Genomic DNA, 24,998 nt, shown 5'->3' on the forward strand with positions numbered 1-24,998 from the left:
TCAGCGTATGGTGTCGGCATGAGCGTTCCCCTCACGCTGCTGGGGCTCCTCGAGCGGGAGCCGAGCCACGGCTATGACCTCAAGCGCGACTACGACACCTTCTTCGGCCGGGGCAAGCCGCTGTCCTTCGGGCAGGTCTACGCGACCCTCGGCCGGCTCGCCCGCGACGGGAAGGTCGTCATCAGCGACGTCGAGCCGGGCGAAGGGCCCGACCGGAAGCGGTATCTCATCACCGACGCCGGCGCGACCGAGGTCGACACCTGGCTCACCGAGCCGGTCGAGCCGGAGCCGCACCTGCAGACGGTGCTGTTCGCCAAGGTCGTGCTGTCGCTGATGCTCGGCCGCTCCGCCGAGGACTACCTCGACCTGCAGCGCAGCGCGCACCTGCGGCGCATGCAGCAGCTCACCGAGGTCAAGCGGGCCGGCAACCTCGTCGACGCGATGCTCGCCGACCACGGCCTGTTCCACCTCGAGGCCGACCTGCACTGGATCGAGACGACCGTGGCGCGGCTCGACGCACTGACGAAGGAGATCCGCCGATGATCGAGGCCAGCAACGTCAAACTGTCCTTCGGCCAGACCCCGGCGCTGCGGGGCGCCTCCCTGACCGTCCAGGAGGGCGAGATCGTCGCCATCATGGGGCCCAGCGGCTCCGGCAAGTCGACACTCCTGCACTGCCTCGCCGGCATCCTCGTCCCCGACGAGGGCGAGATCGTCTTCGACGGGCAGCGCGTCGACCGGCTCGACGAGACCCGCCGCAGCATCCTGCGCCGCGACAGGTTCGGTTTCGTGTTCCAGTTCGGGCAGCTCGTCCCGGAGCTGACCGCCGAGGACAACGTCGCCCTGCCGCTGCTGCTCGGCGGCGCCCGCCGTGCCGGAGCGGTCGCGCAGGCCCGGCCCTGGTTCGCCAGGCTCGGCCTCGACGGCCTGGAGCAGCGCCGCTCCGGCGAGCTGTCCGGCGGTGAGGCGCAGCGGGTCGCGCTCGCCCGGGCGCTCGTCGCCAGGCCGCGCGTCCTGTTCGCCGACGAGCCGACCGGATCCCTCGACTCGCTCACCGGCGAGCAGGTCATGGACCTCATGGTCGACTCCGCCCGCGAGCAGGGCACCACGGTCGTCGTCGTCACCCACGAGGCCCGCGTCGCCGCCTACGCGGACCGGCAGGTCGTCGTCCGCGACGGCCGCGTCCACGCCCTCGCCGGCACCAGGGGCACGTCATGATCCGGTTCGGGCTCCGGCTCACTCTCGCCGGCGGCCGCGAGGCCGCCGTCCGGCTCGCCGTCATGGCCGCCGCCGTCGGCCTCGGCGTATGGCTGCTGCTGAGCACCCTCGCCGCCGTCAGCGCCGTCGACGGCCAGTTCGCCAGGCTCGCCGCGCTCGGCGCGCAGACCCACGCGGCGGACGGTCCACTGTGGTGGGCCGAGCGCGGCGACTACTTCGCCGGCCGCAGCATCGAACGCTACGACGCCGCCGTCCTCGCCGACCGCGCACCGGTCCCGCCGGGCCTGCCGCGGCTGCCCGCACCGGGGGAGTACTACGTCTCGCCCGCCCTCGCGGAGCTGATCGCGTCGACCCCCGCCGCCGAGCTCGGCGACCGCTTCCCCGGCCGGCAGGCCGGGATCATCGGCGACGCCGCGCTGCCGTCCCCCGGCAGCCTCACGATCGTCGTCGGCGGCACGCCCGAGTTCGTCTCCCAGCTGTACCACGCCCAGCGCGTCAGCGCGTTCCCGAACGAGGCGGTGGGCATCCCCGTGGCGGCGCTCGACCTGATCCTGGCCGTCGTCGCCGGTGGGCTGCTCTTCCCCGTCCTCATCTTCATCGGCACCGCGACCAGGCTGACCGCCGCCCGGCGGGAGCAGCGCTTCGCCGCCATGCGCCTCATCGGCGGCACCCCGCGGCAGATCTCCGTCGTCGCCGCCGTCGAGTCGACCGTCGCCGCGCTGCTCGGCACCGCCGCCGGCTTCGGGCTCTACGCCGCGTTCCGCGTCAAGCTCGCCGCGATCCCGTTCACCGGCCTGCCGTTCCACCCCGAGGACGTCCGCCTCGAACCGCTCGCGGTGGTCGCGGTCGCGCTCGGCGTGCCCGCCGGCGCGGCGCTCGCCGCCCGCGTCGCGCTGCGCCGGGTCCGCATCTCGCCGCTGGGCGTGGTGCGCCGGGTCACGCCGAAGCCCCCGCGCTGGTTCCGCACCATCCCGATCCTGGTCGGCGTCGCCGAGCTCGCGTTCTTCATCGGCCGCGTCCCGTCGAGCTCCACCGCACAGGTCGCGGTGTTCCTGCCCGGGCTGCTGCTCATCATGGCCGGCCTGGTCACCGCCGGGCCGTGGCTGACGATGGTCGGTGCCCGCCTGCTCGCCCGCCGGGCGCAGCGCCCCGCCACCCTCATCGCGGCCCGCCGCATGGCGGACAACCCCGCGGCCGCGTTCCGGGCGATCAGCGGCGTCGTCCTCGGCCTCTTCGTCACCACCACGTCCGTGGGCATCATCCAGACCATCACCGCGGAGCGCGGCAACTACGTCGACACCCTCGCCGCCGGCACGATGATCACCACGTTCGAACGGGACCCCGACAACGTCCCCGACACCCTTGTCGGCGCCCTCACCGCGGACGCCGGGGTCCGGTCGGTCACGGTCGTGCGGGACAGCTCCGTCGCCGGCGCGGGCTACTCCGGTCTGGTCCGCTGCGCCGACCTCGATCCCGCATACGGTCGCTGCGCCGACGGGGCCGTCGTCGCCTACACGTGGGGCGACCTCATGGGCTACCGGACGGCCCACGGCGCCGGCACGGTCTGGCCGGCGGCACCCTTCACCGAGGCGGAAGCCGCCGCGCAACCGGTCATCTCCGTCGTCGTCGGCACCGACGGATCCGCCGCGGTCCTGGAACGCGCCCGCACCACGCTCCAGCGGGCGTTCCCCGACCTGCGGGTCCTGCCGGCCACCGACCGGGACCGCGCCGACGACCAGAACTCGCAGCTCGCCGGCTTCGAGCAGCTCGCGGCGGTGGTCATCTTCGCCAGCCTGCCGATCGCCGGATGCAGCCTCGCGGTCAGTGTCATCGCCGGGCTCACCGACCGCAAGCGGCCGTTCAGCCTGCTGCGGCTCACGGGTGTGCAGCTGGGAGTCCTGCGCCGCGTCGTGGCCCTGGAGAGCGCAGTGCCCCTGGTGGCCGCGGCCGTCATCGCGATCGCCGCCGGGCTGCTGGGCGCGCAGCTGTTCCTGACCGCGCAGATGGGCTACACCCTGCACCCGCCGGGACCGGCCTACAGCGCGATCGTCGCCGGGGCGCTGCTGCTGTCGTTGGGCATCATCGCCGCGACGTTCCCGCTGCTGCGGCGCATCACCGGCCCGGAGACCGCCCGGAGCGAGTGAGCCCGGCCTCCCACAGCACCCGGGCGATGATCCGCGCGGAGCCGTCGGCGACGTCCCACACCTCGTCGCCGGCGGCGGCCGCCGGCACGACCCGGCGGTGCGGCACCTCGAACCTCGGCTCCCACGGGTCCAGCAGCACCTCCGCCCGCCAGAACGAGCGCACCAGGACCACGCCGAGCTCGCGGCCGGCGACGCACTCCGACCGGGTGTGGCCGAGCAGCCGGGCCTCGGTCACCCGTACGCACGCCTCCTCGCGCATCTCGCGGCAGAGGGTCTCCAGGTCGGTCTCGTCGCCTTCCGGCCGCCCGCCCGGCAGGCCGAAGTGCTCACCCTCGTGGCTGACGAGGACCAGGTCGGTGCCGTCGAGACAGACCGCGCTCGCACCGTGCGCGCGGCCCACCGGCCGGTCGCCCGGCGGATGCCACGACACCAGCCAGTCCTGGTGGTTGCCCCGGGCGGCGAGCGGCACCCCGTCCGGCGCGGGCTCCGCCCGGCCGACTGCGATCAGGTCCGGCATGATCGAAGGCTATCGGCCGATGTCGACCTACGATGTCCCGATGGCGTTCTATCTTCCGCTCGGCGCCGGCCGCTTCGAGTCCACGGCACACACCCGCGGGCCGTGGGACGCGGGCTCCCAGCACGCCGGACCGCCCGCCGCGCTGCTCGGCCGCGCGGTCGAATCCGTTGCGCCGCCCGGCCTGCGGGTCGCGCGGCTCACCTACGAGATCGCCCGGCCGGTGCCGATCGCGGTCCTCGAGGTGACCACCCGGATCCTGCGGCAGGGGCGCGGCGTCACGCTCGTCGAGGCCGCGATCGAGCCGTTCATGCGCTGCACCGCGCTGCTCATCCGGGTCGGCGAGGACCTCGTGCCGGCCGCCACCCCGCCCGTCACCGTCCACCTCGACGGCGCCACGGTCAAACCCCTCTACCCGACCGCGCACGACGTCGGCTACCACACCGCCATGGACTTCCGCTTCTCCGAGGGCTCGTTCCTGGAGCGCGGCCCCGCGACCGCCTGGCTGCGCATGCGGGAGTCCCTTGTGGACGGCGAGGACCCGAGCCCGCTCAGCCGCGTGCTCGTCGCCGCCGACTCCGGCAACGGGATCAGCAACGAGCTGGAGCTGAGCCGCTTCCTGTTCGTCAACGCGGACCTGACCGTGCACCTGCTGCGCCACCCCGTCGGGGAATGGGTCTGCCTGCGCTCGGCCACCTCGATCGACGCCGCCGGGATCGGCCTCGCCGACACCGCCCTGCACGACGTGCACGGCCCGATCGGCCGCTCCGCGCAGAGCCTGTTCGTCGCGCCGCGCGGGTGACCGGCGCGGCGTCGCCGGCATCGACGGCGCCGTCCGGCCCGCATCATCGAACGGCTGAAGAATCGTACAGATGATCGAATCTTGGCGTATGGTGATCGGCATGGCGGACGGTGAGCTCAGCGATCGGCAGCAGCGCGTTCTGACGGTGATCCGCGGCTGGGTCGAGGAGCACGGCTATCCGCCCACCGTCCGTGAGATCGGGGCGGCTGTCGGGCTCGTCTCGACGTCGTCGGTGGCGCATCACCTGAAGTCCTTGGAGCGGCTCGGTTATCTGCGCCGCGACTCGCTGCGGCCGCGGGCGCTGGACGCCCGTGCCGACGCGGGCGCCGACGGCCGCGGTGCCGCCGCGCAGCTGCCGGGCGACGCGCGCGTCGAGGACGCCGACGGGTCGCGGGCCGGCGGTCACGCCGCCGGCGGGTTCCGTGGCGCCGGCCGTTTCGGCGTCGTCGACGGCGGGCTGTGCGACAGCCGGGCGGGCGTTCCGGGCGACCGCCGCCGCGGCGAACGGGCCGGCAGGAGGCCCGGCGCGCACGGCGGTGCCGGCGGTGGTCCGCCGGCGGTCGCCGCGCACCTGGACGCCGGGGTCAACGTGCCGGTGCTCGGTGCGATCGCCGCCGGTCAGCCGATCCTCGCCGAGGAGCAGGCCGAGGACGAGCTGACCCTGCCGTCGTCGATCGTCGGGCACGGCAGCCTCTTCGCCCTGCGGGTCAAGGGCGACTCGATGATCGAGGCGGCCATCTGCGACGGTGACTTCGTCGTGGTCCGCCGCCAACCGGTCGCGGACAACGGTGACATCGTGGCCGCGATGATCGACGGCGAGGCGACCGTGAAGGTCTACCGCCGCCGCGACGACGGGCACGTCGACCTGGTCCCGCGCAACCCGTCCTATGACGTGATCCCCGGCGACGAGGCCGTCATCCTCGGCCGTGTCGTCAGTGTCCTGCGTCGCCTCTGACTGTTTGCCGTGGTGCAATGGCGGGTAGCCACACGGTCGTACAGGCAGGGATTTCCAGGTTTGGAGGACCTCGTGTCGACCGACGCGATCGTTGTGCTCAAAGAGGACCACAAGACCGTCAAGCGGCTGTTCAAGGAGTTCCAGTCCACGGGTGACGGCGCGAAGCAGCGCAAGGCGGAGATCGTCGGCAAGATCCTGCGGGAGCTGACCGTCCACACGTATCTCGAGAACGAGATCATGTATCCGGAGGTCCGCAAGCTCCTGCCCGACCTGGAAGACGACGTGCTCGAGTCCTACGAGGAGCACCACGTCGCCGACGTGCTGTGCTTCGAGCTGGCCACGATGAGCCCCGACGACGAGCACTACGACGCCAAGGTCACCGTCCTCATCGAGAGCGTCACCCACCACATCGACGAGGAGGAGCAGGAGTGGTTCCCGAAGGTCCGCGAGGGCCTCGGCCGCAACCAGCTCCAGGAGATCGGCGCCCGCATGCAGGAGCTGCGTCCCGGCGCGCCGACCACCCCGACCCAGCCGAAGGCGCTGAAGAAGGCCCTCGACGCGATGACCGCCTGACCCCTCGACGTCCGGCCGCCGTCAGCGCCGCGCTGCGGCGGCCGGGTCCGGCAGCAGGGTGGCGAGGGTCGGGAGCGTGACCAGGGCCAGCACGGCGGTGGCGCCGGTGACGGTGCACGCCGCCAGGGCCAGGGTCGTCAGCCCGCCGGCCTGGGCCAGGGCGGGGCCGGCGACGGCGCCGGTCAGGGTGGCGAGGGCCTCGCCGCTGAGGAAGACGGCGGTGACCCGGCCCAGGACCGCGTTCGGCAGGTGACGCTGGATCGTCGTCTGCGGCACGGCCCACGTGAGCGAGCCGAAGACACCGATCCCGACGGCGGCGGGCAGGGCGACCGGCAAGGAACCTGCGGTGAACAGCGCGAGGAAGCCCGCCGCCGTGCACAGCAGGCTTCCGGCGTACAGCTGCCGCGGCTGGACCCGGTCGATCAGCAGGCGGATCAGTGGGGCCCCGAGCAGGAAACCGGCGCCGAGGGCCGAGACGACCAGGCCGGCCTGGCGGGGGCCGCCGAGCTCCGTGACGCCCAAGGGGATGAGCAGGGCGCTGAGCGAGCCGTTGGCGAGGGCGAAGGTGGTGCTGACGATCAGCAGCCACCGGGGCAGCCGCGAGCCGCCGGCGACCCGCAGGCCGTCCAGCAGGTCCTCGCCGAGCCGGCGGCGGGCGGACACCGGGACCGGGCGGCGGGTGGTGCGGTAGATGGCGAGCGCCGAGCAGAGGTACGTCGCGGCGTCGATCCAGATGAGCGCCGGGAAGCCCGCCGTGAGCAGCAGCACCGCGCCGAGCGGGGCGCCGATGAGGCGCACGGTGCCGTCGGTGGCCGCCGGTGCCGACGATCGCGGGGACGTAGGCCTGCGCGGCCGGGCGGAACAGGGTCGAGCCGGTGCTCTCCGCGGCGAGGGCGGCGCAGACGACCCAGACGGTGCCGGGGGAGTCGACGAACAGCATCCCGGCGACGGCGGCGGCGCGGAACACGTCGGTGGCGAGCATGACCCGGCGGCGGTCCCAGCGGTCGCTCAGCGCCCCGGCGAGCGGGCCGAGCAGCAGCACCGGCAGGTACTCCGCGGCGAGCGTCAGGCCGGTGGCCATGAGCGAACCGGTCAGCTGCAGCACGTGCGCGGGGACGGCGACGGTGAGCAGCCAGCTGCCGAGAAGGCTGACGGACCGGCCCGCCCACAGCAGCCTGAAGTCCCGCACGCGCAGCGCCTCGAGCATGCCCGTCCCCCCAACGGCAGAAGCGGCAGTGTAGCGCTGTCCCGGCCGGTACCGTCGAGACGATGGGCATGCGAGACGCGGTGCGCCGCCGGATCTGTGCCGCGGTGGTCGCGACGATCGTGGTGCTCTCCGCCTGCAGCAGCGGCCCGCCGGCCACGCCGGGCGAGCCCTCCCGCAAGCCGCAGGGCACCGGCGTGCTCGTCCTGTACGACACCACCGGACAGTTCGGCGACCTGGGCGAGCTGTACGCGGTGCAGGCCGGCAACCTCGCGTCCCACTTCGGCGAGTGGGACGCGCTGCCAGTGTCGCGGTACACGGCCGGCAGCGCCGCGCGGCACCGGCTGACGATCTACATCGGGTCGACCTACGACGAGCCGCTGCCCGACGCGTTCCTCGCCGATGTCGCCGGCGGCGCGCACGTGCTGTGGATGGGTGCCAACATCTGGCAGCTCATCGGCCGGTACGGCGGGACCGGGCTGCGGACGGCGACGATCGACGAGGCGGCGGTGACCACGGTCCGGTACGAGGGCACCGACCTCACCCGCAACGCCGCGGCGGGCGCGATGGTCCGGATCGGCGCCACGCCCGGCGCCGACGTGGCGACGCTCGCCGACGCCGTGCTGCCCGACGGAACCGTCGTCCCCTACGCCGTACGGGCCGGCGCGCTCACGTACGTCACCGAGGTGCCGCTGACCTACGTGACGTTCGACGACCGGTACCTCGTCCTCGCCGACCTCATGTTCACCCTGCTCGACCCGGACGCGCCGCGGCGGCACCGGGCGCTGGTGCGCATCGAGGACGTCGGCCCGCACTCCGACCCCGCGCAGCTGCGCGCCATCGCCGACTACCTCTCCGGCCGCGGTGTGCCCTTCTCCGTCGCGGTGTTCCCGGTGTACGACGACGCGGGCGGGGTCTATTCGGGCGGTGTGCCCGTGCACAAGACGCTCAGCGCCGCGCCCGCCGTGGTCGACGCGCTCAGGTACCTGGCCGATCACGGCGGCACCCTGCTCATGCACGGCTACACGCACGGCATGGCGGGCGCCCGCAACCCGTACGGTGTCAGCGCCGAGGACTACGAGTTCTACCGCGCGCACGTCGACGCCGACGGCTCGGTCGCCCTGGACGGTGCGGTCCCGGACGACTCGGCGGACTGGGCGCTCGGCCGGCTCGCCGCGGCCCGCCAGGAGTGGACGGCCGCCGGGCTGACCCCGCCGGACATCTGGGAGTTCCCGCACTACACGGCCAGCGCCACCGACTACCGGGCGATCGCGACGGCGCCGGGCATCCGCGCCCGCTTCGAACAGGTCCTGTACTTCTCCGGTGTCCTGTCCGGCACGCCGTCCGGCAACCGGTCGGTGAGCCAGTTCTTCCCGTACGTCGTCGACGACCCCTACGGCACCCCGGTGATCCCCGAGACCCTCGGCAACGTCGCCACCCAGCGCTTCAACCAGCACGGCGTCCGGCTCGCCGAGGACCTGATCGCCTCCGCCCGCCGCCAGCTGGTCGTGCGCGACAACGTCGCGGGCTTCTTCTACCACCCGTTCCTCGGCCTGCAGTACCTTCCGCAGCTCGTCGAAGGCATCCAGCAGCTGGGCTACACGTTCGTCCCGGCGCCGTCGCTGCTGTGAGGCGCGTGTTTCGGCGGGTCGGGGCCGGGCATGGGGGCAGGCATGCGTCATGCATCCGGCGATGGCGCAGTTCCCGGTCGGCGCGTGGCTGAGCGCCGCCGTGCTCGACCTGCTGCCCGGGACCGAGCACGCGGCGACCGCGCTGCGACGGCCGGCTCGAGGCCGCCCGACCGTAAAGGGGTCACCGCATGCGTATCGTCATCGTCGGCGCCACGGGCAACGCCGGGACCGCGCTGCTGCGGCGGCTGCACGACGACGGCCGGCACGAGCTCGTCGGGGTGGCCCGCAGGCTGCCCGGACCGGCGGCCGGGACGCCGTACACGGGTGTGGAGTGGCGGTCGTGCGACGTCGGTGAGCACGGCGCGGACGGCCGGCTCCAGGCGGTGTTCGCCGGTGCCGACGCGGTCGTGCACCTCGCCTGGCAGATCCAGCCGAGCCACGACCGCGGGCGGCTGCGCCGCACCAACGTCGACGGCAGCCGGGCCGTCATCACCGCCGCCGCACGGGCCAAGGTGCCGGCGCTGGTCGTCGCCTCGTCCGTCGGGGTCTACGCGCCGGGTCCGAAGGACCGCCTCGTCGGCGAGGACTGGCCGAGGACCGGGGTGGCCGCGTCCTCGTACAGCCGGGACAAGGTCGTCGTGGAAGGCATCCTCGACAGCGTCGAGCGGGCGCACCCGGGGCTGCGGATCGTCCGGTTGCGGCCGGGGCTGATCTTCCAGCGGGACGCCGGCACCGAGATCGCCCGCTACTTCCTCGGGCCCTTCGCGCCGACCCGGTTGCTGCGGTTCGGCCGGGTACCGGTCGTGCCCGCCAACCCGCGGCTGAAGCTGCAGGCGGTGCACGCGGACGACGTCGCCGACGCGTACGCCCGGGCGATCACCTCCGACGTGCGGGGCGCGTTCAACATCGCCGCCGGGCCGGTCCTCACCCCGCGGGTCGCGGCGGAACTCTTCCACGGCAGGACCGTGCCGGTGCCCGCGCCGCTGCTGCGGGCCGGCGCCCGGCTCAGCTGGGGGCTGCGCCTGCAGCCCGTCGACGCCGGCTGGGTGCGGCTGGCGCTGAGCGCGCCGCTCATGTCCGGCGAACGGGCCGCCGCGGAGCTGGGCTGGCACCCGGCCGTCGACGCGGTCACCGCCCTGCGGGAGCTCGTCGACGGCATGGCCACCGGGGCGCACACCGACGGCCCGCCGATGTCCGCCGGCCGTCTGATGCCCGGCCGGCCCGGCGGTCTGCTGTGCGGCCGGCTGCCGGGGGTCGGCGACCCGTACTGACGGAACCGTCGCGTGCCGTGCCGCGTCGAAGGTGCCATGAGACGGATCGCCGGCACGTTCGCTGTCCTGATGGCCGCCCTCGTGACGACGGGGTGCGCTGGTGCGCCCGCCGCGGCGCCGCCGCCGGTGCCGGCGCCGGTGGTGTCCGGCGAAGCCCCCGCACCGGAGGTCGACATCTACAGCCAGGTGCTGCGCCGCTACCTGGGCAACTCGTCGGAGAACTCGTTCCCGGAGCGGGCGTTCCCCGTCGTGTACGTCATGGACCGCGCGTTCGCCGAGGCCGGTGACCCGTCGGGGAAGCGCGGCGACGGCGTGCCGATCGCGGAGGACACCCGGCGGCGGATCACCGCCGCGCTGGCCCCGGCGACCCGGGTCGAGTTCGTCGCCGACCGGTCGGCGGTGGTCGAGACCAGGAACGGCTGCGCGCAGGTCAAGGACGACGCCGTGCTGATCACGCTCGGCCCCGCGAAGGGCGACGGCAAGCGGGTCGAGGTCGGCGTCGAGGGGTTCGTCGCCTGCCTCGGCGCGACCTGGCTGACCTACGTCGTGCAGCACCGCGGCGGCGAGGGCTGGCAGGTCACCGGCACGACCGGGCCGATGGCGGTCGCCTGACCCGACCGCGCTACAGGGGCTTTCACACGCGGAACCGGCCGGCCAGGCTCTGCAGCTGCGTGGCGAGGTGGGCCAGGTCGTCCGTGGCGATGCCGATCTGGGTCACGCCGCGGCTGGTCTGGTTGGCGGCGACCGCGATGCTGCCGACGTTGCCGGCGATGACGCCCGCGCCCTCGGCGGCCCCGGCGATGCCGCGGCCGATCTCCTGCGTGGTGCCGGTCTGCTGCTCGACGGCGGCGGCGATCGTCTGCTGGTAGCTGTTGACCTGGTCGATGACGCCGGCGATCCCGGCGATCGCCGCGGTCGCGTCGGTGACCCCGGACTGGATCGCCTGGATGCGGCGGGCGATGTCGCCGGTCGCCCGCGCGGTCTCCTCGGCGAGGTCCTTGACCTCAGCGGCGACGACCGCGAACCCTTTGCCGGCCGAGCCCGCGCGGGCCGCCTCGATCGTGGCGTTGAGCGCGAGCAGGTTGGTCTGCTCCGCGATCGCCGTGATCACCTTCAGGACCGCGTCGATCTCGTCGGAGGCGGCGCCGAGCGCGGTGACGGTGCCGGTCGCGGCGCGGGCCGAGTCGACGGCCGTGCCGGACACCGTGGCGGCCCGGGCGGCGTTGGCGGCGATCTCCCGGACCGACATGTTCATCTGCTCCGCGCCCGCCGCCACCGTCTGTACGTTGCGGGACACCTCCTCCGCGGACCCGGCGACGAGGTCGGACTGGGCGCCCGCCTCGACGGCCGCGGCGGCCAGCTGCTGGGTCGTCGCGGACAGCTCCTCGGCGCTCGCGGCCACCGTCCGGGCGTGCTCCGCCATCGCGGTGACGACGGCGCGGGTGCGTTCGTTGGCGCGGTTGAGCCCGGCGGCCATCTCACCGAACTCGTCGCGTCCGAGGACGGCGGCGGTCCGGGTGAGGTCACCGTCGGCGACCCCGGCGAGGACCGCGGCGACGGACCGCAGCGGCGGCAGGATCGAGGCGCGCAGCAGCCACCCGGTGGCGACGGTGAGGGCGAGCGCGAGGGCGCTGATCGCGACGATCCAGCGCCGGGCGGTGGACCCGGCGGTCTCCATGCGGTCGTGGCTGCGCCGCGCGTCCGCCCGAGCGATCGCGACCGTGTCGTCGCCCGTCGCGGCGATCCGGTCGGACAGCTCGACCTCGGACCCGAGGACGAGCCCGTCCGCCTCGGCGTGCGCCCGCGCGGTGCCGGCCCGGTACAGCGCGACGATCTGATCGTCGATCCTCATGAACTCGGCGAAGCTGTCGCGCATCTGGGTGACGTGCGCGTCGATGGCCGGGTCGGTGCTCACCGTGGCCAGCTCGGCGAGCTCGCCCTCGAACGCGGCGGCGGCGTCGAGGAACGCCTTGCGGCTGCCGGTGGTGTCGGAGACGGCGTCGGTCACGTCGCGGGCGACGTCGAACGCGTAGGCGGTCTGCCAGCCCTTGAAGTCGGCGCTGCGGAACTTGACCTGCAGCGCCGCGGCGACCACCAGCTGGGCGTCCTCGGCCGTCTCCGCCCTGCGCTGCTGGCTCAGGGTGACGCCGTAGCCGAGCGCGGCGACGCCGAGCACCAGGACCATCGTCGCGACGCCGCTGACGAACAGCCGCGTCCCGACCCGGACATTCCTGAAACCCGTCACACATCTCGCGATCGGCGCGACACCGCCGCAATGCAGCTCTACCGGACGGTAACTTCGGGGCGGGTCTAAGCTGACCAGGTCCGGGTAGCCGTCTCGAAGGGGTCACCGCACATGGCGAAGGTCATCTCCACGTTGTTCATCTCCGCCGACGGCGTGGCCGAGATCGACCCGGACTGGCACTTCCCGTACTTCGACGACAACATGGGCCGCTGCGTCGGCGAGGACTACGAGACCTCGGACGTGCTGCTGATCGGCCGCGAGACCTATGACAGCTTCGCCGGCGCGTGGCCCGGGCGCGAGGCGGCGGGCGGCGAGGACGCGGGCTTCGCCAAGCAGCTCGGCGACACCCGCAAGGTCGTCGTGTCGCGGCAGCCGCTCGAGTTCACGTGGCGCAACTCCGAGCTCGTCGCCGGTGACCTCGCCGAGGCCGTCGCCGCGCTCAAGGCCGACCCGGGCGTCAAGGGCATCCTCATCCCCGGCTCGATCTCCGTGGTGCAGCAGCTGCTCGCCGCCGGGCTCGTCGACGAGGTCCGCCTGCTCATCCACCCGGTCGCCGCGCGCAAGGGCCGCCGCCTCTTCGACGACGGCGACGCCCCGATCCACCTGAAGGTCACCAAGACCGAGGTCTTCCCGACCGGCGTCATCCGGGTGATCTACGCGCCCACCGAGCCCCCGAAGCCGGCCGGCTACGACGACGTCACGGACCAGGTGCCCGCCGGCGGGTGACCCGCCGCCGGCGGGTGACCCGCCGCCGGCCTACCCGGGCCCGTCCCCGGCGAGCCAGGCTGGTCGAGCCAGGGCGCGAATTCGTACGGCGGGACCGATATCGGGGCCGTGAACGGGGTACGTGAGAGGCATGCGCGAAGACAGGACGGACGAAGACAGGACGGACGAAGACGCCACGATGGGCACCACCGGCACGCCGGGCACCGAGGGCGCCGACGCGATCGACGACCCCGACCGCCCCAACGGCTCGGCCGACGGGGCGAGGACGTCGCTGGGCTTCGGCGGGCAGGCCGACGCGCCCGGGCTGCCGTTCGACCGCAAGCCGCGGTCCGACGACCCGGTGCACAGCATCCGCAACGACTGAGGTCAGAGCCTGACGACGGCGATCTCCCACTGGAAGCCGGCCTCGTCGGACCACGACGCCACGGCGGTGCCGCGGGGGACGTCGCACGGGGCGGGGCCGTTGAAGACCATGCCTGAGGTGCCGTCGGCGACGCACCAGCGCAGGTGCGCGAGCAGCTCGTCGTCGACGCCCGCGTCGGTGAGGGTGGCCTCCCACTCCTCGTCGGCGTCGTACTCGTACTCGAACAGGTCCTCGGGGCCGTCACCGACCTGGGTGGCGGCCCGCATCGCGTCGAACAGCGAGCCGTCGGAGGCGAGCCGCACGTACGCCACGCGCCAGCCGTCCGGCGGCGGCAGCGGCAGGTCGCGGCCCTCGACGTGCTCGTCGGCGCCGGGAAGCTCGAACAGGGAGCCCGCGGCGTCGAGCCGCAGCGGCCCTTCGTCGGTCATCGCCAGGTGCTCGTGCACCAGGACGGTGTCGCCACGCAGGGCCGCGGGGTCGAGCCATTCGGGCAGCCGGTCGAGCTCGGCCTCGTGGAGGAAGTTGCCCCACGCGTACACCGCGTAGGTGCCACCTTCGGCCAGTGGGCCGCCCAGCATGGCCTCGAACGCGGGGGTGAGCCTGGCACGCCATTCGGAAGACATGCCGGCCGATCTTAGTCAGTCGTGGTGGCCCAGTTCGTCGCGGTCACCGGCTCGGCCGGCATGATGATCCACAGGATCGGGTAGATCAGGATCTGGCTGCCGGGGATCAGCAGCAGGATCAGGATGAACAGCAGCCTCGCCGGCCACGGGTCGATCCCGAAGCGCCGCCCGAGCCCGGCGCACACACCGCCGAGCACCCTGCCCTGCGCCGGCCGGACCAGGCCCTGTTGTCGCATCGACCGGTACACGGTTTCCATCGTCTCGCTCCTGTCACGCGGGTTTCGCTTGTACTGCAAGCGTGCGCCGGCGGGACCTTCGGCGGCATCAGGGAACGACCCCGGTCAGACCCTGAACTGACCGACGAGGACCCGGAGCTCCTGGCTCATCGCGGACAGCTCGTGCGCGGCGGCGCGGGTGTCCTGCACGCCGCCGGTCGTGCTCTGCGCCGCCGAGGAGATCCCGGCGATGTTCGCCGCGATGTCCGCCGAGCTCGTCGCCGCGTGCATGATGTTGCGGCTGATCTCGTCCGTCGTCGCGGTCTGCTCCTCCACGGCGCTGGCGATGGTCGTCTGGTAGTCGCCGAGCCGGCCGGTGATCTCGACGATCTGGTTGATCGCGTCGGTGGCGGCGGCCGTGTCGTGCTGGATGCTCTGCACCTTCGCGGTGATGTCCTCGGTGGCGCGGCCGGTCTCCTGCGCCAGCTGCTTCACCTCGCCGGCGACCACGGCGAAGCCCTTGCCCGCCTCGCCGGCGCGGGCCGCCTCGATGGTGGCGTTGAGGGCGAGGAGGTTCGTCTGCCCGGCGATCGCCGTGATGGCCTTGACCACGTCGCCGATCTCCCGGCTGGAGTCGGCGAGCCGGCCGATCAGGTCGAACGTCGCCTGCGTCAGCTGGTTGGTCTGGCCGCCGATCCGGGCCGCCTCGGCGGCCGTCCCGGCGATCTGCTGGATGGAGATGCTCATCTGTTCGGCACCGGTCGCCACGGTACGGACCGTGTCCGACACCTCGTCCGCCGACGTGACGATCCGCTCCGACCGGTCCGACGTCTGCTGCGCTCCGGCCATGATGTGGGTCGAGGTGTCGGTGAGCTTGGCGCTGGCGTCGGCGACGGTCGCGGCCGAGCTGCCGATGGCGCGGATCGTGTCGCCGATCTTCCCGACGAACGTGTTGAACGACCGGCTGACGGACGTGAACTCGTCGTCGCCGCTGTCCTCGAGGCGGCGGGTCAGGTCGCCGTCGCCGTCGGCGATGTCGGCGAGCCGCTCGCCGATGGCGCGCAGCGGCCTGATGATGGACAGCGACAGCGCGACGGCGAGCACGATCGACAGCAGCAGCGCGGCGCTGCCGGCGAGCGTCGCCACCCGGTTCGTGGTGCTCGACGACCGGTTCGCCGCCTTCTGCGCCGCCGCCCACTTCTGCCGCGCGACGGCCTCCAGGTCGTCGACGCCGTCGGCGATCGTCTGGTACACGTCCAGGGCGTCGCCGGCGACGATGTCGTTCGCCGCGGAGGTCTGCGCCGGGGTGCCGGCCCGGTAGTCGGCGATGACCTTCTCGTCGAGCTCGAGGAAGCCGGCCCAGGCGGTGCGGATCGACCGCACGTCCTCGTGCTGGCCCGCGGTCAGCGGCAGCGCCGCCATCTCGTCGATCTCGCGGCTGAAGTCCTTCGCGGCGGCGAGGAACGCCGAGCGGGACGGTGCCGTGTCGGCCGCCGCGTCGGCGGCGCCGCGGACGATGTCGAAGGCGTAGCCCGCCTGCCAGCCCAGCACGTCGGTGCTGCGGAACTTCAGCTGCTGCGCCGCGTCCAGCTCCTCCTGGGCGGCGGAGAGGCTGGCGGCGGTCGTGCGGGTGCCTTCCGCCGACGACAACGCCGTCAACCAGATGGCCACCACGCACAGCGAGACGGTCAGGAAGCCGACCGCCAGCCGCGTCGCGACCCGGGTCCGCCGGAGCGTGTTCATTCGTCGAGCCTCCTGAGCGGTGTCACGTCATCGGGCACACTCCTGGGGCTTATCGGCGCCTGCCGCGGGCACGGCAGAAAAACCGGCGGACTCGCGGATCTTGGCGAACTGCGGCGACGCCAGCAGCTGCCGCCAGGGCAGGAAGAGCGGCTCCGGGAGGCTGTCGAAGTCGTGCCAGCCGAGCTCCGTGCACTTGTCGGGCTCGAGGATCGCCGGCTCGCCCGCGACGTGGTCGCTGAGCATCCACACGGTGACGTAGTGCCGGTCCTCGTCGGCGAAGACGTCGTTGGTGACGGCGCCGAAGCGGACGCCGCTGATCTGGACGCCGGTCTCCTCCGCGACCTCGCGGACGGCGGTGTCCTCGAACGACTCGCCGAACTCGAGATGCCCGCCGGGCACCGACCACGTGCCGGCGCCGTGCGCGCCGCGACGGCGGGCCATCAGGAACCTGCCGTCGCGGAACACGAACACCGCTATCCCCACCCTGACCATCCGGGCAGCCTACAGATCCGCGAGGTCCGCCCCGCTCAACGTGACAGCGGCGGCGGCGACGTTCTCCTCCAGGTGCGCGAGCCGGGACGTGCCCGGGATCGGCAGGACGACGGGGGAGCGGTGCAGCAGCCAGGCGAGCGCCACCTGCGTGCGCGTCGCCCCGAGCCGGGCCGCGAGGGCGGAGACCGCGTCCGTGGTGCCGGCCCTGGCGATCGGCGCGACCGGCAGCCACGGCAGGAACGCGATCCCGTGCCGCTCGCAGTGCTCGAGCACGGCCTCCGAGCGGCGGTCGGTGAGGTTGTACCGGTTCTGCACGCTGGCGACCGGCACGATCGCGGACGCCGCGACGAGCTGCTCGACGGTGACCTCCGACAGCCCGACGTGCCGCACCTTGCCCTCGTCGCGCAGCCGCGCCAGCGCCCCCATCTGGTCTTCGAGGGGCACCTTCGGATCGATGCGGTGCAGCTGGTACAGGTCGATGCGCTCGACCCTGAGCCGGCGCAGGCTGAGCTCGGCCTGCTGGCGCAGGTACTCGGGGCGGCCCAGCGGGATCCAGTCCCGGCCGAGGTTGACCTGGCCGCCCTTCGTGGCGATGACGACGCCGTCGCGGTACGGGTGCAGCGCCTCCGCGACGAGTTCCTCGTTGGCGCCGAAGTCGTAGGAGTCGGCGGTGTCGATCAGCGTGACGCCGAGCTCGACGGCCCGGCGGGCGACGGCGAGCGCCGCGGCGCGCTCCGGGGACGCGGGCGGACCGGTGAGCCGCATCGCGCCGAACCCGAGCCGGTGCACCGGCAGGTCACCGCCGATGGCGAATGTTGTCTGCATGCGATCCACCCTGGTCCGCACGATTGGTTAGGACAAGTGAAACGTTCTTGAGTCGATCGCGTAGCATTGCTACGGTGTTGAACCTGGAACGGCTCCGTGTCCTGCACACGGTGTGGACCACGGGGTCCGTCGGCGGCGCCGCGGCCGCCCTGCACGTCACCACGTCCGCGGTGTCGCAGCAGCTCGCCCGCCTCGAGCGGGAGGTCGGCCAGCACCTCGTCGAGCGGCAGGGCCGCGGCATCCGCGTCACCGAGGCCGGCGCCGTCCTCGCCCGCAGCGCCGCCGAGGTGCTCACCCTGGTCGAGAAGGTCGAGGCGGGCCTCGCCGAGCACCGCGGCGTCGTCGCCGGTCCCCTCGCGATCGCCGCGTTCGCGACCGCGGCCCGGGGCCTGCTGCCCGGCGTCCTGGCACACCTGCGGTCCCGGTTCCCGGATCTCGACGCGTCGCTGTCGGAGCGCGAGCCGGACGCGGCCGTCGCCGCGCTGCGCCGCGGCCACCTGGACGTCGCCGTCGTGCAGGACTGGTCCGACGACGTCCTCGCCGTCCCCGACGACCTGCGCCGCCGGCACCTGCTCGACGACCCGTTCGACGTGGCGCTGCCCGCCGCGCACCCCCTCGCCGGGCGGGCCGCGGTCGCCGTCACCGACCTGGCCGGTGACGACTGGATCGGCTGGAGCACCGGCCAGATCTGCCACGACTGGCTCGCCGCCACGCTGCGCCGGCACGGCGCGCACGCCAACATCCGGCACACCGCGTCGGAGCACTCGACGCAGCTGGCGCTCGTCGCCGCGGGGCTCGGCGCCGCCGTCATCCCGCGGCTGGGCCGCGACCCGGTGCCGCCGTCGGTGCGGATCGTGCCGATCGACCCGCAACCCACCCGCCGGGTCTTCGCCCTGTGGCGCGACAGCGCCGCCGCCCGGCCCGCCGTGGCCGCCGCAGTGAACGCGCTCGCCGCCGCGGCCGAATCCATGGACACTCGCCGCTAGGACCGTCCTGGGGGTGATGGCGATGGGCAGACCGGCGGGGATCCTGCTGCTGGCGGCCGCCGTCTGCGCACCCGCCCTGTTCACCCTGGTGACCGGGGACGGCTGAGCCCGCTCTTGTTGACCCTGGCGACCGCTGAGCCGCTTTTGTTGACCCTGGTGACCGGGACGGCTGAGCCTGCTTTGTTGACCCTGGCGACCGGGGACGGCTGAGCGCGCCGCCGCGCGCGTCGGCGGTTACTCTCGCCGCCATGGGTGCGACGGGACTGGTGGCGGCCGCGGTGAGCGCGGGACTGATGGCGTGGCCGGCGCCGGTGCTCAGTCCCACCACCTCGCCGCCGGCCGCGGTGCCGTGCCCGTACGCCTCGATCCCCACCATCCCGCCGACGCCGCCCTCGCCCGAGCGGGACCCCGGCGCCACCGTGGTCGGCGGCGGGCAGCTCGGCACGACCGGTCTGGCCGTCGCGGCCGGCACCCCGGCGCCGCCGACGCTGTCCGCGATGTCGTGGATCGTCGCCGACCTCGACACCGGCGAGGTCCTCGGCGCCTGCGCGCCGCACCTGCGCCGCCGCCCCGCGAGCGTGCAGAAGCTGCTGCTCGCCGCGACCGCCCTGCCGAAGCTCGACCCCGCCCTGGTCGTCGAGGCGACCGCCGAGGACCTCGCCCTGCCCAAGGACAGCTCCGCCGTCGGCATGATCGTCGGCGGGAAGTACCCGGTGTCGACGCTGTGGCTCGGGCTGCTGCTGCAGTCCGGCAACGACACCGCCAACGCGCTCGCCCGGGTGGCCGGTGGTGACGGCGGGGTCGCCGCGACCGTCGCCGCGATGAACGCCGAGGCCCGCCGGCTCGGCGCCGACGACACCCACGCCGTCACCCCGTCCGGCCTGGACGCCCCCGACCAGCTCACCAGCGCCTACGACCTGGCGCTCATCGCCCGCGCCGACTTCGCCCGGCCCGACTTCCTCACCTACGACACCACGCTCGCCTTCCAGTGGCCCGCCCAGCCGCCGAAGGACCCCAAGGGCTTCCAGATCCAGAACGAGAACAAGCTCCTCACCAGCTACCAGGGCGCCATCGGCGGGAAGACAGGCTTCACCGACGAGGCGCGACACACGTACGTCGGCGGTGCCCAACGCGACGGCCGCCGGCTCGTCGTCACGATCATGGGCGCGGAGATCGTGCCCGCCCGCGCCTGGAAACAGAGCACGATGCTGTTCGACTGGGGGTTCGCGCTGCCCGCGGGGACGTCCGTCGGCCACCTCGTCACCCCCGAGGAGGCGGCCGCCCTGCACAGCCCGCCGCCCCCGTCGACCGGCCCGTCTGCGGTGCCGGTGGCGCTGCCCGCCCGCGGCGGCTACTCGATCTGGCCGACCGTCATCGCCATCGGCGCGGTCGCGCTGACCGCCCTCGCCTTCGGGGCCGTCATGGTGATCAGGCGGCGCCGCGCGGCATAGGATCGGGCATGGCCTTCGAACCACCCGCGACCCGGATCGGGCTCGGGCTCGCCGCCGTCGGCCGTCCCGGGTACATCAACCTGGGCCGGGACCGCGACCTGCCGGCCGACCGGTCGGTGGAGGCGCTGCGGGCGCGAAGCCACGAGCTGCTCGACGCCGCGTACTCCGCCGGGATCCGCTACTTCGACGTGGCCCGCTCCTATGGTCTGGCGGAGGAGTTCCTCGCCGGGTGGCTGGGTGAGCGCCGCGACGCCGTCGTGGGGTCCAAGTGGGGTTACACGTACACGGCGGGGTGGCGGGTCGACGCGCCGGTGCACGAGGCGAAGGGCCACAGCGTCGCCACGTTCGACCGGCAGGTCGCCGAGACGCTGGCACTGTTCGGGGACCGGCTCGACCTGTACCAGATCCACTCCGTGACACCGCAGAGCACCGCGCTGACCGACACGGCCCTGCACCGCCGGCTCGCGGACCTCGCCGCCTCCGGCGTCACCGTCGGGCTGTCGACCAGCGGACCGCACCAGGCCGACGCCATCCGCGCCGCGCTGCGGATCGAGGTCGACGGGGAGCCGCTGTTCCGCAGCGTGCAGGCGACGTGGAACCCCCTCGAACCGTCGGCGGGGGAGGCGCTCGCCGAGGCGCACGCGGACGGCCGGGCCGTCATCGTCAAGGAATCCCTCGCCAACGGGCGGCTCGCCGACCGCGACGCGGACGCGATCGCCGCCGCGCTGCGCCGGCCGTGGGCCACCGTGGTGTTGTCCGGCGCGGCGACCACCGCGCAGCTCGCCGCCAACCTGCGCGCCCTCGACGTCACCGACCCGGGCCCGCTCCCGGCCGCCGAGCCACCGGCGGACTACTGGCGGCACCGCGCTTCGCTCGCCTGGGCCTGACACCCCGGTTCCGTGGGTTTTTCGGGTGCGGCCGGGCGGTGGATCGGCGAGCATGTGCGCCGTGTGGCAGTTGCCGTTCTTCGACCGGCTCCGCGACGCCGAGCGGATCCTGATCGCCGGCGCCGGCGGCGGCTTCGACGTCTACGCGGGCCTGCCGCTCGCGTTCCGGCTCATCGACGAGGGCCGGACCGTGCACCTCGCCAGCCTGTCGATCGTCAACCTGCACGGCCTCGACGCCGGCGCGTGGCTCGAGCCGGGCATCGCCGCCGTCACCCCGGACACCCTCGGCGGCGACGGCTACTTCCCGGAGCGGACCCTCGCCCGCTGGCTGTCCGCCCAGGGCCTGCCGTCCACCGTCCACGCCTTCCCGCGCACCGGGGTGCGGCCGTTGCGGTCCGCGTACCGGCGGCTCGCCAGACGCCTCGGGCTCGACGCCGTCGTCCTCGTCGACGGCGGCACCGACATCCTCATGCGCGGCGACGAGGCGGCGCTGGGCACCCCGGTCGAGGACGCGACGAGTCTCGCCGCCGTCTCCGGTACGCCGGTGCCCACGAAGCTCGTGGCGTCCATCGGGTTCGGCATCGACGCGTACCACGGCGTCAACCACGTGCAGGTGCTGGAGAACATCGCCGCGCTCGACCGGGCGCGGGCCTATCTGGGCGCCTTCACCGTGCCGTCCCACGGGCCGGAGGCGGCGCTGTACCGTGCCGCCGTCGCGGACGCCGCCGCCCGCACCCCCGGCCGGGAGAGCATCGTCAACGGTCAGATCGCGGCGGCGCTCACCGGCGCCGCCGGCGACGTGCCGCTGGCCGGCCGGGCGTCCTCACTGTTCGTGAACCCGCTGATGGCCATGTACTTCACGTTCGACCTCGCCGGTCTGGCCGCTCAGTCGCTGTACCTGTCCCGGATCCGGGGCACCGACACCATGCTGGAGGTCAGCCACCTCATCGACCGCTTCCGCGACGAGGTCACCCCCCGGCCACGCGTGGCGTTCCCGCATTGACGGCCGCCACGTCGTGCCGGGCCGGCCGCCACCCTCGTACGGCACCCGACAGATACACGAAGAGCGCTCCGACGAGCCACGGGTACAGGACGGAGACGAACATCAACGGCAGCATCATCCCCGCCGGGAGCCACACCAGCACGCTGACCACGGCATAGACGGCGAGCCGTCGCAGGCCGTGTTTGAGGCTGTCCCCGCCCGGCGTCAGACCCCTGGCGACGTTGAGCAGCGACCTCACGAGCAGCCCGAGACCGATCAGGACGGCGAGCAGCGCCGCCTGGAACGTGCGCGGGTCGAGCACGTCGACCTTCGCGTCGTCGGCGTCGGCCTGGATCGCCTCCGCGAACACGGTGCGCGCCCCGCGCAGATCCGCCCCCGTGAGGTCCGCCTGCGTCAGCGACGCCCCGGTGAGGTCGGCCCCGCGCAGATCAGCCCCGGGCAGATCCGCCTGGCCGAGGTCGGCGTCCGTGAACGTCGCGTCCCGCGCGTCGACGATGCCCAGGTCGGCCTGCGTCAGGTCGGCGCCGTCGAAGCGGGCGCCGCGCAGGTCCGCCCCGGTCAGCGTCGCCTGGGTCAGGTCGGTGCCGCGGAACGACGCCCCGTGCGCGTCGGCCCCGGACAGGTTCTCCTGCCCCAGATCCAGCCCGTCGAGCACCGCCCCGTGCAGGTCGGCGCACTGCAGATCCGGCAGCCCCTCGACCGACGTGATGTGCTGCCCGGCCAGCTGCGCCCGCGTCTCGGGACACGCGGGCCCACGGACCGGCTCCGCGCCCGCGGGGGCGCCGACGACGAGACCGAGCGCGGCGACGGTCAGGAACGCGCCCACGACACGGGCGAGACGGATGCTCAGCACGCGCAACAGCATCGGGTGTCACACCCCTTCCGCGCCGCACTCCGTCCGGATCGCGACAAGGCCCGTGTCCCGTCGTGTCTGCGGTAGCGTCCCTGACATGGGGCTGTTCAGGGGCCGTGCCGAGCCGGCCGCGGTCGACCTGTGGGACGGCTGGTCGCTGACCCTGCCGACGCCGTGCAGCACGGCGCGCAACCCCGACGGCTCATGGTCGGCGTGGGACCACGATCGGGCCGTCGACGTCCACATCATCACGGCCGGTGGCACCGCCTCGGGGGCGCGGCTGTCGGCCGAGCGGATGCTGGGCGCGCCGGCCGGCATACCGGTCCGCCAGGGCCGGGGCTGCCTGTGGTTCGCCGAGGTCGCCCAGGACAGCGAAGATCCGACCGTGACCCGCGCCGAGGGCGCCGCCGCCGCGGAGATGACGCTGCTGTCCTGTTCGGTGGGCTACCGCCGGGCCGAGGACAGCGCCTGGGCCGAAGCCGTCTGGAACTCCATCACCCACCGGCCGTAGCCCGCGCCCATCTGGGTTTCTGCTGCCGGTCGCGGCGTTTGTTTCATGGCGACGCCATGACCCGACCACGCCTGCCCGACCTCGGGTGCCGCGTGGTTCAGGTCGCTGCGCCCGGACTGACCGCTGGTCTCGCTGCGCACCACCCGGTGGCCTGCTCGCTGCGCACCACCCGGTGGCCTGCTCGCTGCGCACAACCGGTGGCCTGCTCGCTGCGCACCACCCGGTGGCCTGCTCGCTGCGCACAACCGGTGGCCTGGGAGGCTCCCGCCGCCCGTCCCCTCACCGGCGGCGGACGGCGGCCCGGAGCAACCACGTGTGGACGGGCATCGCGTGGCTCCGATGCGAGGTCATTGCTCGGCCTTCTCCTCGAAGTGGCGGATCAGGTCGCCGACGCTGCGGAGCCAGCCGCGGACGCGGGCCGGCCAGTCGTTGCCGCCCAGCAGGATGACGGCCTCGCCGCCGAGGAACGACAGGGCGATGAGGCCGGCGACGTCGGTCGGGCGCATCGGGCCGAGCGAGCCGAACCGCTCCTCCGCCTCGCCCGCCACCTGCACCAGCACGAAGAACCACGCCTCGAGCATCGAGGAGACCCTGGCGGCGACCTGCGGATCGGACCAGCCGGCCGCGATCATCTCCTGCAGCACCCGCACGTAGCCGGAGTCGAGATCGTCGTCGAGGAAGTCGCACGCCTGCTCATAGCGCTTCCAGAGGGGGGTCTCGCCACCATACATGCGGACCTGGCGCTCGACGAGCTGCCGATTCTCGTGGTCGAGCAGGGCGAGGATGACACCCTGCTTCCCGCCGAAGTGGTAGTGGATCTGGCTGAGGGGGACCCCTGCCTGGTCGGCGACGCGGCGGGTGGACAGCGCGGCATAGCCGTCGGCGAGCAGGCAGGCCCTCGCGGCTTCGATGATGCGGCCCGCCGTGGTCACCCTGTCCCCTTTCCGCCACCGACTTGTCGGTCGGTCGACCGAATGCTAGCTTACCAACTATCGGTCGGTCGACCGAACGAGGGAGGTGGAGCATGATTCGCAAGATCGCGGTCCTTGTCTACGGCGCGGCGGCATATCTGGCCTTCGTCGCCGCTCTGCTCTACACGATCGGGTTCCTGGCCGGGGTCGCCGTGCCCAAAGGCATCGACGACGGCGCCGTCGGTCCGGCATGGCGGGCGCTGCTCGTCGACGTGGCGTTGCTGGCGCTGTTCGCCGTGCAGCACAGCGTCATGGCCCGACCCTGGTTCAAGCGATGGTGGACCCGCTTCGTGCCGGTCGCGATCGAGCGCAGCACCTATGTCCTGGCGTCGACCGCGGTGCTGGTCCTGCTGCTCTGGCAGTGGCAGCCGCTGCCGGCCACCGTCTGGTCCGTCGGCCCGGCCTGGGGCCGTGGCCTGCTGTGGGCCGCCTATGCGCTCGGCTGGGTGATTCTGCTGCTCAGCACGTTCGCCGTCGGTCATTTCGACCTGTTCGGTGTGCGGCAGGTCCTCGACCGTGCCCGCGACCGTCGTTACAGCGAGCCCGCGTTCCGGGAGCCGTTCATGTATCGGCTGGTCCGAAACCCGTTGATGGTCGGCTTCCTGATCGCCTTCTGGGCGGCCCCGGATCTCAGCGTCGGGCGGCTGGTGTTCGCCCTGGCGTCGACCGGCTACATCATGGTGGGCGTCAGGCTGGAGGAGCACGACCTGCGGCGGCAGCTCGGCGCGCCGTATGAGGACTATCTGCGCCGGGTGCCGCGTTTCGTGCCCCGCCCGCTGCGCTGAGCCGACG

The 24,998-nt window shown here is 73.5% G+C and carries 27 protein-coding genes and 1 pseudogene; 17 read left to right on the plus strand and 11 right to left on the minus strand.

What is annotated here, in order from left to right:
* The first annotated feature begins 18 nt into the window (after positions 1-18).
* Genes ACZ6TV_RS18825 through ACZ6TV_RS18835 form a run of 3 tightly spaced genes read left to right on the plus strand, consistent with a single transcriptional unit; the run spans position 19 to position 3,361 of the window.
* Positions 19-543 carry a PadR family transcriptional regulator gene (locus ACZ6TV_RS18825; protein ID WP_465298468.1) on the plus strand — a complete coding sequence of 175 codons (525 nt, stop codon included), beginning with the start codon at positions 19-21 and terminating at the stop codon, positions 541-543.
* Positions 540-1,217: an ABC transporter ATP-binding protein gene (locus tag ACZ6TV_RS18830; protein WP_465298469.1), complete on the plus strand. Its 678-nt coding sequence runs from the start codon at positions 540-542 to the stop codon at positions 1,215-1,217. Before ACZ6TV_RS18825 ends, ACZ6TV_RS18830 begins: the two co-directional genes overlap by 4 nt.
* Positions 1,214-3,361: an FtsX-like permease family protein gene (locus ACZ6TV_RS18835; protein WP_465298470.1), complete on the plus strand. Its 2,148-nt coding sequence runs from the start codon at positions 1,214-1,216 to the stop codon at positions 3,359-3,361. The genes ACZ6TV_RS18830 and ACZ6TV_RS18835 overlap by 4 nt, the downstream gene beginning before the upstream one ends.
* Here the strand turns inward: ACZ6TV_RS18835 and ACZ6TV_RS18840 are convergent.
* Positions 3,330-3,878 carry an NUDIX hydrolase gene (locus ACZ6TV_RS18840; protein ID WP_465298471.1) on the minus strand — a complete coding sequence of 183 codons (549 nt, stop codon included), beginning with the start codon at positions 3,876-3,878 and terminating at the stop codon, positions 3,330-3,332. The two genes, ACZ6TV_RS18835 and ACZ6TV_RS18840, sit on opposite strands and share 32 nt — an antisense overlap.
* 40 nt (positions 3,879-3,918) lie before the next feature.
* Here ACZ6TV_RS18840 and ACZ6TV_RS18845 point away from each other — a divergent pair, with 40 nt between their 5' ends.
* From ACZ6TV_RS18845 to ACZ6TV_RS18855, 3 genes are all read left to right on the plus strand, one after another.
* The gene (locus ACZ6TV_RS18845; RefSeq protein WP_465298472.1) at positions 3,919-4,677 is read left to right on the plus strand and encodes a thioesterase family protein; all 759 of its coding nucleotides are present in this window, start codon (positions 3,919-3,921) and stop codon (positions 4,675-4,677) included.
* A 100-nt stretch (positions 4,678-4,777) separates the two neighbouring features.
* A complete protein-coding gene (gene lexA / locus ACZ6TV_RS18850) occupies positions 4,778-5,632 on the plus strand; it encodes a transcriptional repressor LexA (protein ID WP_465298473.1) in 855 nt (284 codons plus the stop codon).
* 60 nt (positions 5,633-5,692) lie between these two features.
* Positions 5,693-6,205: a hemerythrin domain-containing protein gene (locus ACZ6TV_RS18855; RefSeq protein WP_465298474.1), complete on the plus strand. Its 513-nt coding sequence runs from the start codon at positions 5,693-5,695 to the stop codon at positions 6,203-6,205.
* Positions 6,206-6,226: 21 nt separating this feature from the next.
* On the opposite strand, the gene ACZ6TV_RS18860 is transcribed toward ACZ6TV_RS18855, so the two are convergent.
* Positions 6,227-7,003 carry an MFS transporter gene (locus tag ACZ6TV_RS18860; protein ID WP_465298475.1) on the minus strand — a complete coding sequence of 259 codons (777 nt, stop codon included), beginning with the start codon at positions 7,001-7,003 and terminating at the stop codon, positions 6,227-6,229.
* 34 nt (positions 7,004-7,037) lie between these two features.
* Positions 7,038-7,412 (minus strand): annotated as a pseudogene (locus ACZ6TV_RS18865) (MFS transporter); the annotation flags it as partial.
* A 62-nt stretch (positions 7,413-7,474) separates the two neighbouring features.
* Here ACZ6TV_RS18865 and ACZ6TV_RS18870 point away from each other — a divergent pair.
* The 3 genes from ACZ6TV_RS18870 (at position 7,475) to ACZ6TV_RS18880 (ending at position 10,923) form a co-directional block, all read left to right on the plus strand.
* Positions 7,475-9,040 carry a DUF2334 domain-containing protein gene (locus ACZ6TV_RS18870; protein WP_465298476.1) on the plus strand — a complete coding sequence of 522 codons (1,566 nt, stop codon included), beginning with the start codon at positions 7,475-7,477 and terminating at the stop codon, positions 9,038-9,040.
* Positions 9,041-9,228: 188 nt separating this feature from the next.
* Positions 9,229-10,311 (plus strand): NAD-dependent epimerase/dehydratase family protein, encoded by a 1,083-nt coding sequence (locus ACZ6TV_RS18875; protein WP_465298477.1) that lies wholly within the window; start codon positions 9,229-9,231, stop codon positions 10,309-10,311.
* A gap of 36 nt (positions 10,312-10,347) precedes the next feature.
* A complete protein-coding gene (locus ACZ6TV_RS18880; RefSeq protein WP_465298478.1) occupies positions 10,348-10,923 on the plus strand; it encodes a hypothetical protein in 576 nt (191 codons plus the stop codon).
* Positions 10,924-10,945: 22 nt separating this feature from the next.
* Here ACZ6TV_RS18880 and ACZ6TV_RS18885 read toward each other — a convergent pair whose 3' ends face one another.
* Complete coding sequence (locus ACZ6TV_RS18885) at positions 10,946-12,556, minus strand: methyl-accepting chemotaxis protein (protein WP_465298479.1); 1,611 nt, start codon at positions 12,554-12,556, stop codon at positions 10,946-10,948.
* 111 nt (positions 12,557-12,667) lie between these two features.
* Between ACZ6TV_RS18885 and ACZ6TV_RS18890 the strand changes: the two genes are divergently transcribed.
* Both ACZ6TV_RS18890 and ACZ6TV_RS18895 read left to right on the plus strand, forming a co-directional pair.
* Complete coding sequence (locus tag ACZ6TV_RS18890) at positions 12,668-13,282, plus strand: dihydrofolate reductase family protein (protein ID WP_465298480.1); 615 nt, start codon at positions 12,668-12,670, stop codon at positions 13,280-13,282.
* Between the two features lie 130 nt (positions 13,283-13,412).
* On the plus strand, positions 13,413-13,646 hold the full coding sequence (locus tag ACZ6TV_RS18895; protein ID WP_465298481.1) for a hypothetical protein: 234 nt from the start codon (positions 13,413-13,415) through the stop codon (positions 13,644-13,646).
* A gap of 2 nt (positions 13,647-13,648) precedes the next feature.
* On the opposite strand, the gene ACZ6TV_RS18900 is transcribed toward ACZ6TV_RS18895, so the two are convergent.
* The 5 genes from ACZ6TV_RS18900 to ACZ6TV_RS18920 all read right to left on the minus strand — a co-directional run bounded on the left by ACZ6TV_RS18900 (position 13,649) and on the right by ACZ6TV_RS18920 (position 17,544).
* Positions 13,649-14,269: a hypothetical protein gene (locus ACZ6TV_RS18900; protein WP_465298482.1), complete on the minus strand. Its 621-nt coding sequence runs from the start codon at positions 14,267-14,269 to the stop codon at positions 13,649-13,651.
* Positions 14,270-14,280: 11 nt separating this feature from the next.
* On the minus strand, positions 14,281-14,526 hold the full coding sequence (locus ACZ6TV_RS18905; RefSeq protein WP_465298483.1) for a PspC domain-containing protein: 246 nt from the start codon (positions 14,524-14,526) through the stop codon (positions 14,281-14,283).
* An 84-nt stretch (positions 14,527-14,610) separates the two neighbouring features.
* A complete protein-coding gene (locus tag ACZ6TV_RS18910) occupies positions 14,611-16,227 on the minus strand; it encodes a methyl-accepting chemotaxis protein (RefSeq protein WP_465298484.1) in 1,617 nt (538 codons plus the stop codon).
* A gap of 27 nt (positions 16,228-16,254) precedes the next feature.
* Positions 16,255-16,719: a nucleotide triphosphate diphosphatase NUDT15 gene (locus tag ACZ6TV_RS18915; protein ID WP_465298485.1), complete on the minus strand. Its 465-nt coding sequence runs from the start codon at positions 16,717-16,719 to the stop codon at positions 16,255-16,257.
* 9 nt (positions 16,720-16,728) lie between these two features.
* Positions 16,729-17,544 (minus strand): aldo/keto reductase, encoded by an 816-nt coding sequence (locus ACZ6TV_RS18920; protein WP_465298486.1) that lies wholly within the window; start codon positions 17,542-17,544, stop codon positions 16,729-16,731.
* A 74-nt stretch (positions 17,545-17,618) separates the two neighbouring features.
* Here ACZ6TV_RS18920 and ACZ6TV_RS18925 point away from each other — a divergent pair, with 74 nt between their 5' ends.
* The 4 genes from ACZ6TV_RS18925 (at position 17,619) to ACZ6TV_RS18940 (ending at position 21,871) form a co-directional block, all read left to right on the plus strand.
* Complete coding sequence (locus ACZ6TV_RS18925) at positions 17,619-18,530, plus strand: LysR family transcriptional regulator (protein ID WP_465298487.1); 912 nt, start codon at positions 17,619-17,621, stop codon at positions 18,528-18,530.
* A gap of 248 nt (positions 18,531-18,778) precedes the next feature.
* Positions 18,779-19,981, plus strand: a complete 1,203-nt coding sequence (locus tag ACZ6TV_RS18930; protein ID WP_465298488.1) for a D-alanyl-D-alanine carboxypeptidase family protein — start codon at positions 18,779-18,781, stop codon at positions 19,979-19,981.
* A gap of 8 nt (positions 19,982-19,989) precedes the next feature.
* Entirely contained in the window at positions 19,990-20,868 is an 879-nt protein-coding gene (locus ACZ6TV_RS18935) for an aldo/keto reductase (protein ID WP_465298489.1), read from the plus strand.
* Between the two features lie 52 nt (positions 20,869-20,920).
* Positions 20,921-21,871, plus strand: a complete 951-nt coding sequence (locus tag ACZ6TV_RS18940) for a DUF1152 domain-containing protein (RefSeq protein WP_465298490.1) — start codon at positions 20,921-20,923, stop codon at positions 21,869-21,871.
* Here the strand turns inward: ACZ6TV_RS18940 and ACZ6TV_RS18945 are convergent.
* Complete coding sequence (locus tag ACZ6TV_RS18945; protein ID WP_465298491.1) at positions 21,837-22,724, minus strand: pentapeptide repeat-containing protein; 888 nt, start codon at positions 22,722-22,724, stop codon at positions 21,837-21,839. The genes ACZ6TV_RS18940 and ACZ6TV_RS18945 overlap by 35 nt on opposite strands.
* A gap of 97 nt (positions 22,725-22,821) precedes the next feature.
* On the opposite strand from ACZ6TV_RS18945, the gene ACZ6TV_RS18950 reads away from it, so the two are divergent.
* On the plus strand, positions 22,822-23,235 hold the full coding sequence (locus tag ACZ6TV_RS18950) for a hypothetical protein (protein WP_465298492.1): 414 nt from the start codon (positions 22,822-22,824) through the stop codon (positions 23,233-23,235).
* Positions 23,236-23,582: 347 nt separating this feature from the next.
* On the opposite strand, the gene ACZ6TV_RS18955 is transcribed toward ACZ6TV_RS18950, so the two are convergent.
* Complete coding sequence (locus ACZ6TV_RS18955) at positions 23,583-24,167, minus strand: TetR/AcrR family transcriptional regulator (protein WP_465298493.1); 585 nt, start codon at positions 24,165-24,167, stop codon at positions 23,583-23,585.
* A 92-nt stretch (positions 24,168-24,259) separates the two neighbouring features.
* On the opposite strand from ACZ6TV_RS18955, the gene mddA reads away from it, so the two are divergent.
* Complete coding sequence (gene mddA / locus ACZ6TV_RS18960; RefSeq protein WP_465298494.1) at positions 24,260-24,991, plus strand: methanethiol S-methyltransferase; 732 nt, start codon at positions 24,260-24,262, stop codon at positions 24,989-24,991.
* The last annotated feature ends 7 nt before the right edge of the window (positions 24,992-24,998 follow it).

Source organism: Dactylosporangium sp. NPDC051087 (genome assembly GCF_055586325.1).

Bases quoted from the DNA above. Each gene is read 5' to 3' on its own strand.
- ACZ6TV_RS18840 (WP_465298471.1), bottom strand. From the start codon at position 3,878: ATGCCGGACCTGATCGCAGTCGGCCGGGCGGAGCCCGCGCCGGACGGG.
- ACZ6TV_RS18890 (WP_465298480.1), top strand. From the start codon at position 12,668: ATGGCGAAGGTCATCTCCACGTTGTTCATCTCCGCCGACGGCGTGGCC.
- ACZ6TV_RS18895 (WP_465298481.1), top strand. From the start codon at position 13,413: ATGCGCGAAGACAGGACGGACGAAGACAGGACGGACGAAGACGCCACG.
- mddA (WP_465298494.1), top strand. From the start codon at position 24,260: ATGATTCGCAAGATCGCGGTCCTTGTCTACGGCGCGGCGGCATATCTG.
- ACZ6TV_RS18915 (WP_465298485.1), bottom strand. From the start codon at position 16,719: ATGGTCAGGGTGGGGATAGCGGTGTTCGTGTTCCGCGACGGCAGGTTC.
- ACZ6TV_RS18830 (WP_465298469.1), top strand. From the start codon at position 540: ATGATCGAGGCCAGCAACGTCAAACTGTCCTTCGGCCAGACCCCGGCG.
- ACZ6TV_RS18935 (WP_465298489.1), top strand. From the start codon at position 19,990: ATGGCCTTCGAACCACCCGCGACCCGGATCGGGCTCGGGCTCGCCGCC.
- ACZ6TV_RS18835 (WP_465298470.1), top strand. From the start codon at position 1,214: ATGATCCGGTTCGGGCTCCGGCTCACTCTCGCCGGCGGCCGCGAGGCC.
- ACZ6TV_RS18825 (WP_465298468.1), top strand. From the start codon at position 19: ATGAGCGTTCCCCTCACGCTGCTGGGGCTCCTCGAGCGGGAGCCGAGC.
- ACZ6TV_RS18845 (WP_465298472.1), top strand. From the start codon at position 3,919: ATGGCGTTCTATCTTCCGCTCGGCGCCGGCCGCTTCGAGTCCACGGCA.
- ACZ6TV_RS18910 (WP_465298484.1), bottom strand. From the start codon at position 16,227: ATGAACACGCTCCGGCGGACCCGGGTCGCGACGCGGCTGGCGGTCGGC.
- ACZ6TV_RS18920 (WP_465298486.1), bottom strand. From the start codon at position 17,544: ATGCAGACAACATTCGCCATCGGCGGTGACCTGCCGGTGCACCGGCTC.
- ACZ6TV_RS18880 (WP_465298478.1), top strand. From the start codon at position 10,348: ATGAGACGGATCGCCGGCACGTTCGCTGTCCTGATGGCCGCCCTCGTG.
- lexA (WP_465298473.1), top strand. From the start codon at position 4,778: ATGGCGGACGGTGAGCTCAGCGATCGGCAGCAGCGCGTTCTGACGGTG.
- ACZ6TV_RS18940 (WP_465298490.1), top strand. From the start codon at position 20,921: ATGTGCGCCGTGTGGCAGTTGCCGTTCTTCGACCGGCTCCGCGACGCC.
- ACZ6TV_RS18930 (WP_465298488.1), top strand. From the start codon at position 18,779: ATGGGTGCGACGGGACTGGTGGCGGCCGCGGTGAGCGCGGGACTGATG.
- ACZ6TV_RS18870 (WP_465298476.1), top strand. From the start codon at position 7,475: ATGGGCATGCGAGACGCGGTGCGCCGCCGGATCTGTGCCGCGGTGGTC.
- ACZ6TV_RS18900 (WP_465298482.1), bottom strand. From the start codon at position 14,269: ATGTCTTCCGAATGGCGTGCCAGGCTCACCCCCGCGTTCGAGGCCATG.
- ACZ6TV_RS18905 (WP_465298483.1), bottom strand. From the start codon at position 14,526: ATGGAAACCGTGTACCGGTCGATGCGACAACAGGGCCTGGTCCGGCCG.
- ACZ6TV_RS18875 (WP_465298477.1), top strand. From the start codon at position 9,229: ATGCGTATCGTCATCGTCGGCGCCACGGGCAACGCCGGGACCGCGCTG.
- ACZ6TV_RS18950 (WP_465298492.1), top strand. From the start codon at position 22,822: ATGGGGCTGTTCAGGGGCCGTGCCGAGCCGGCCGCGGTCGACCTGTGG.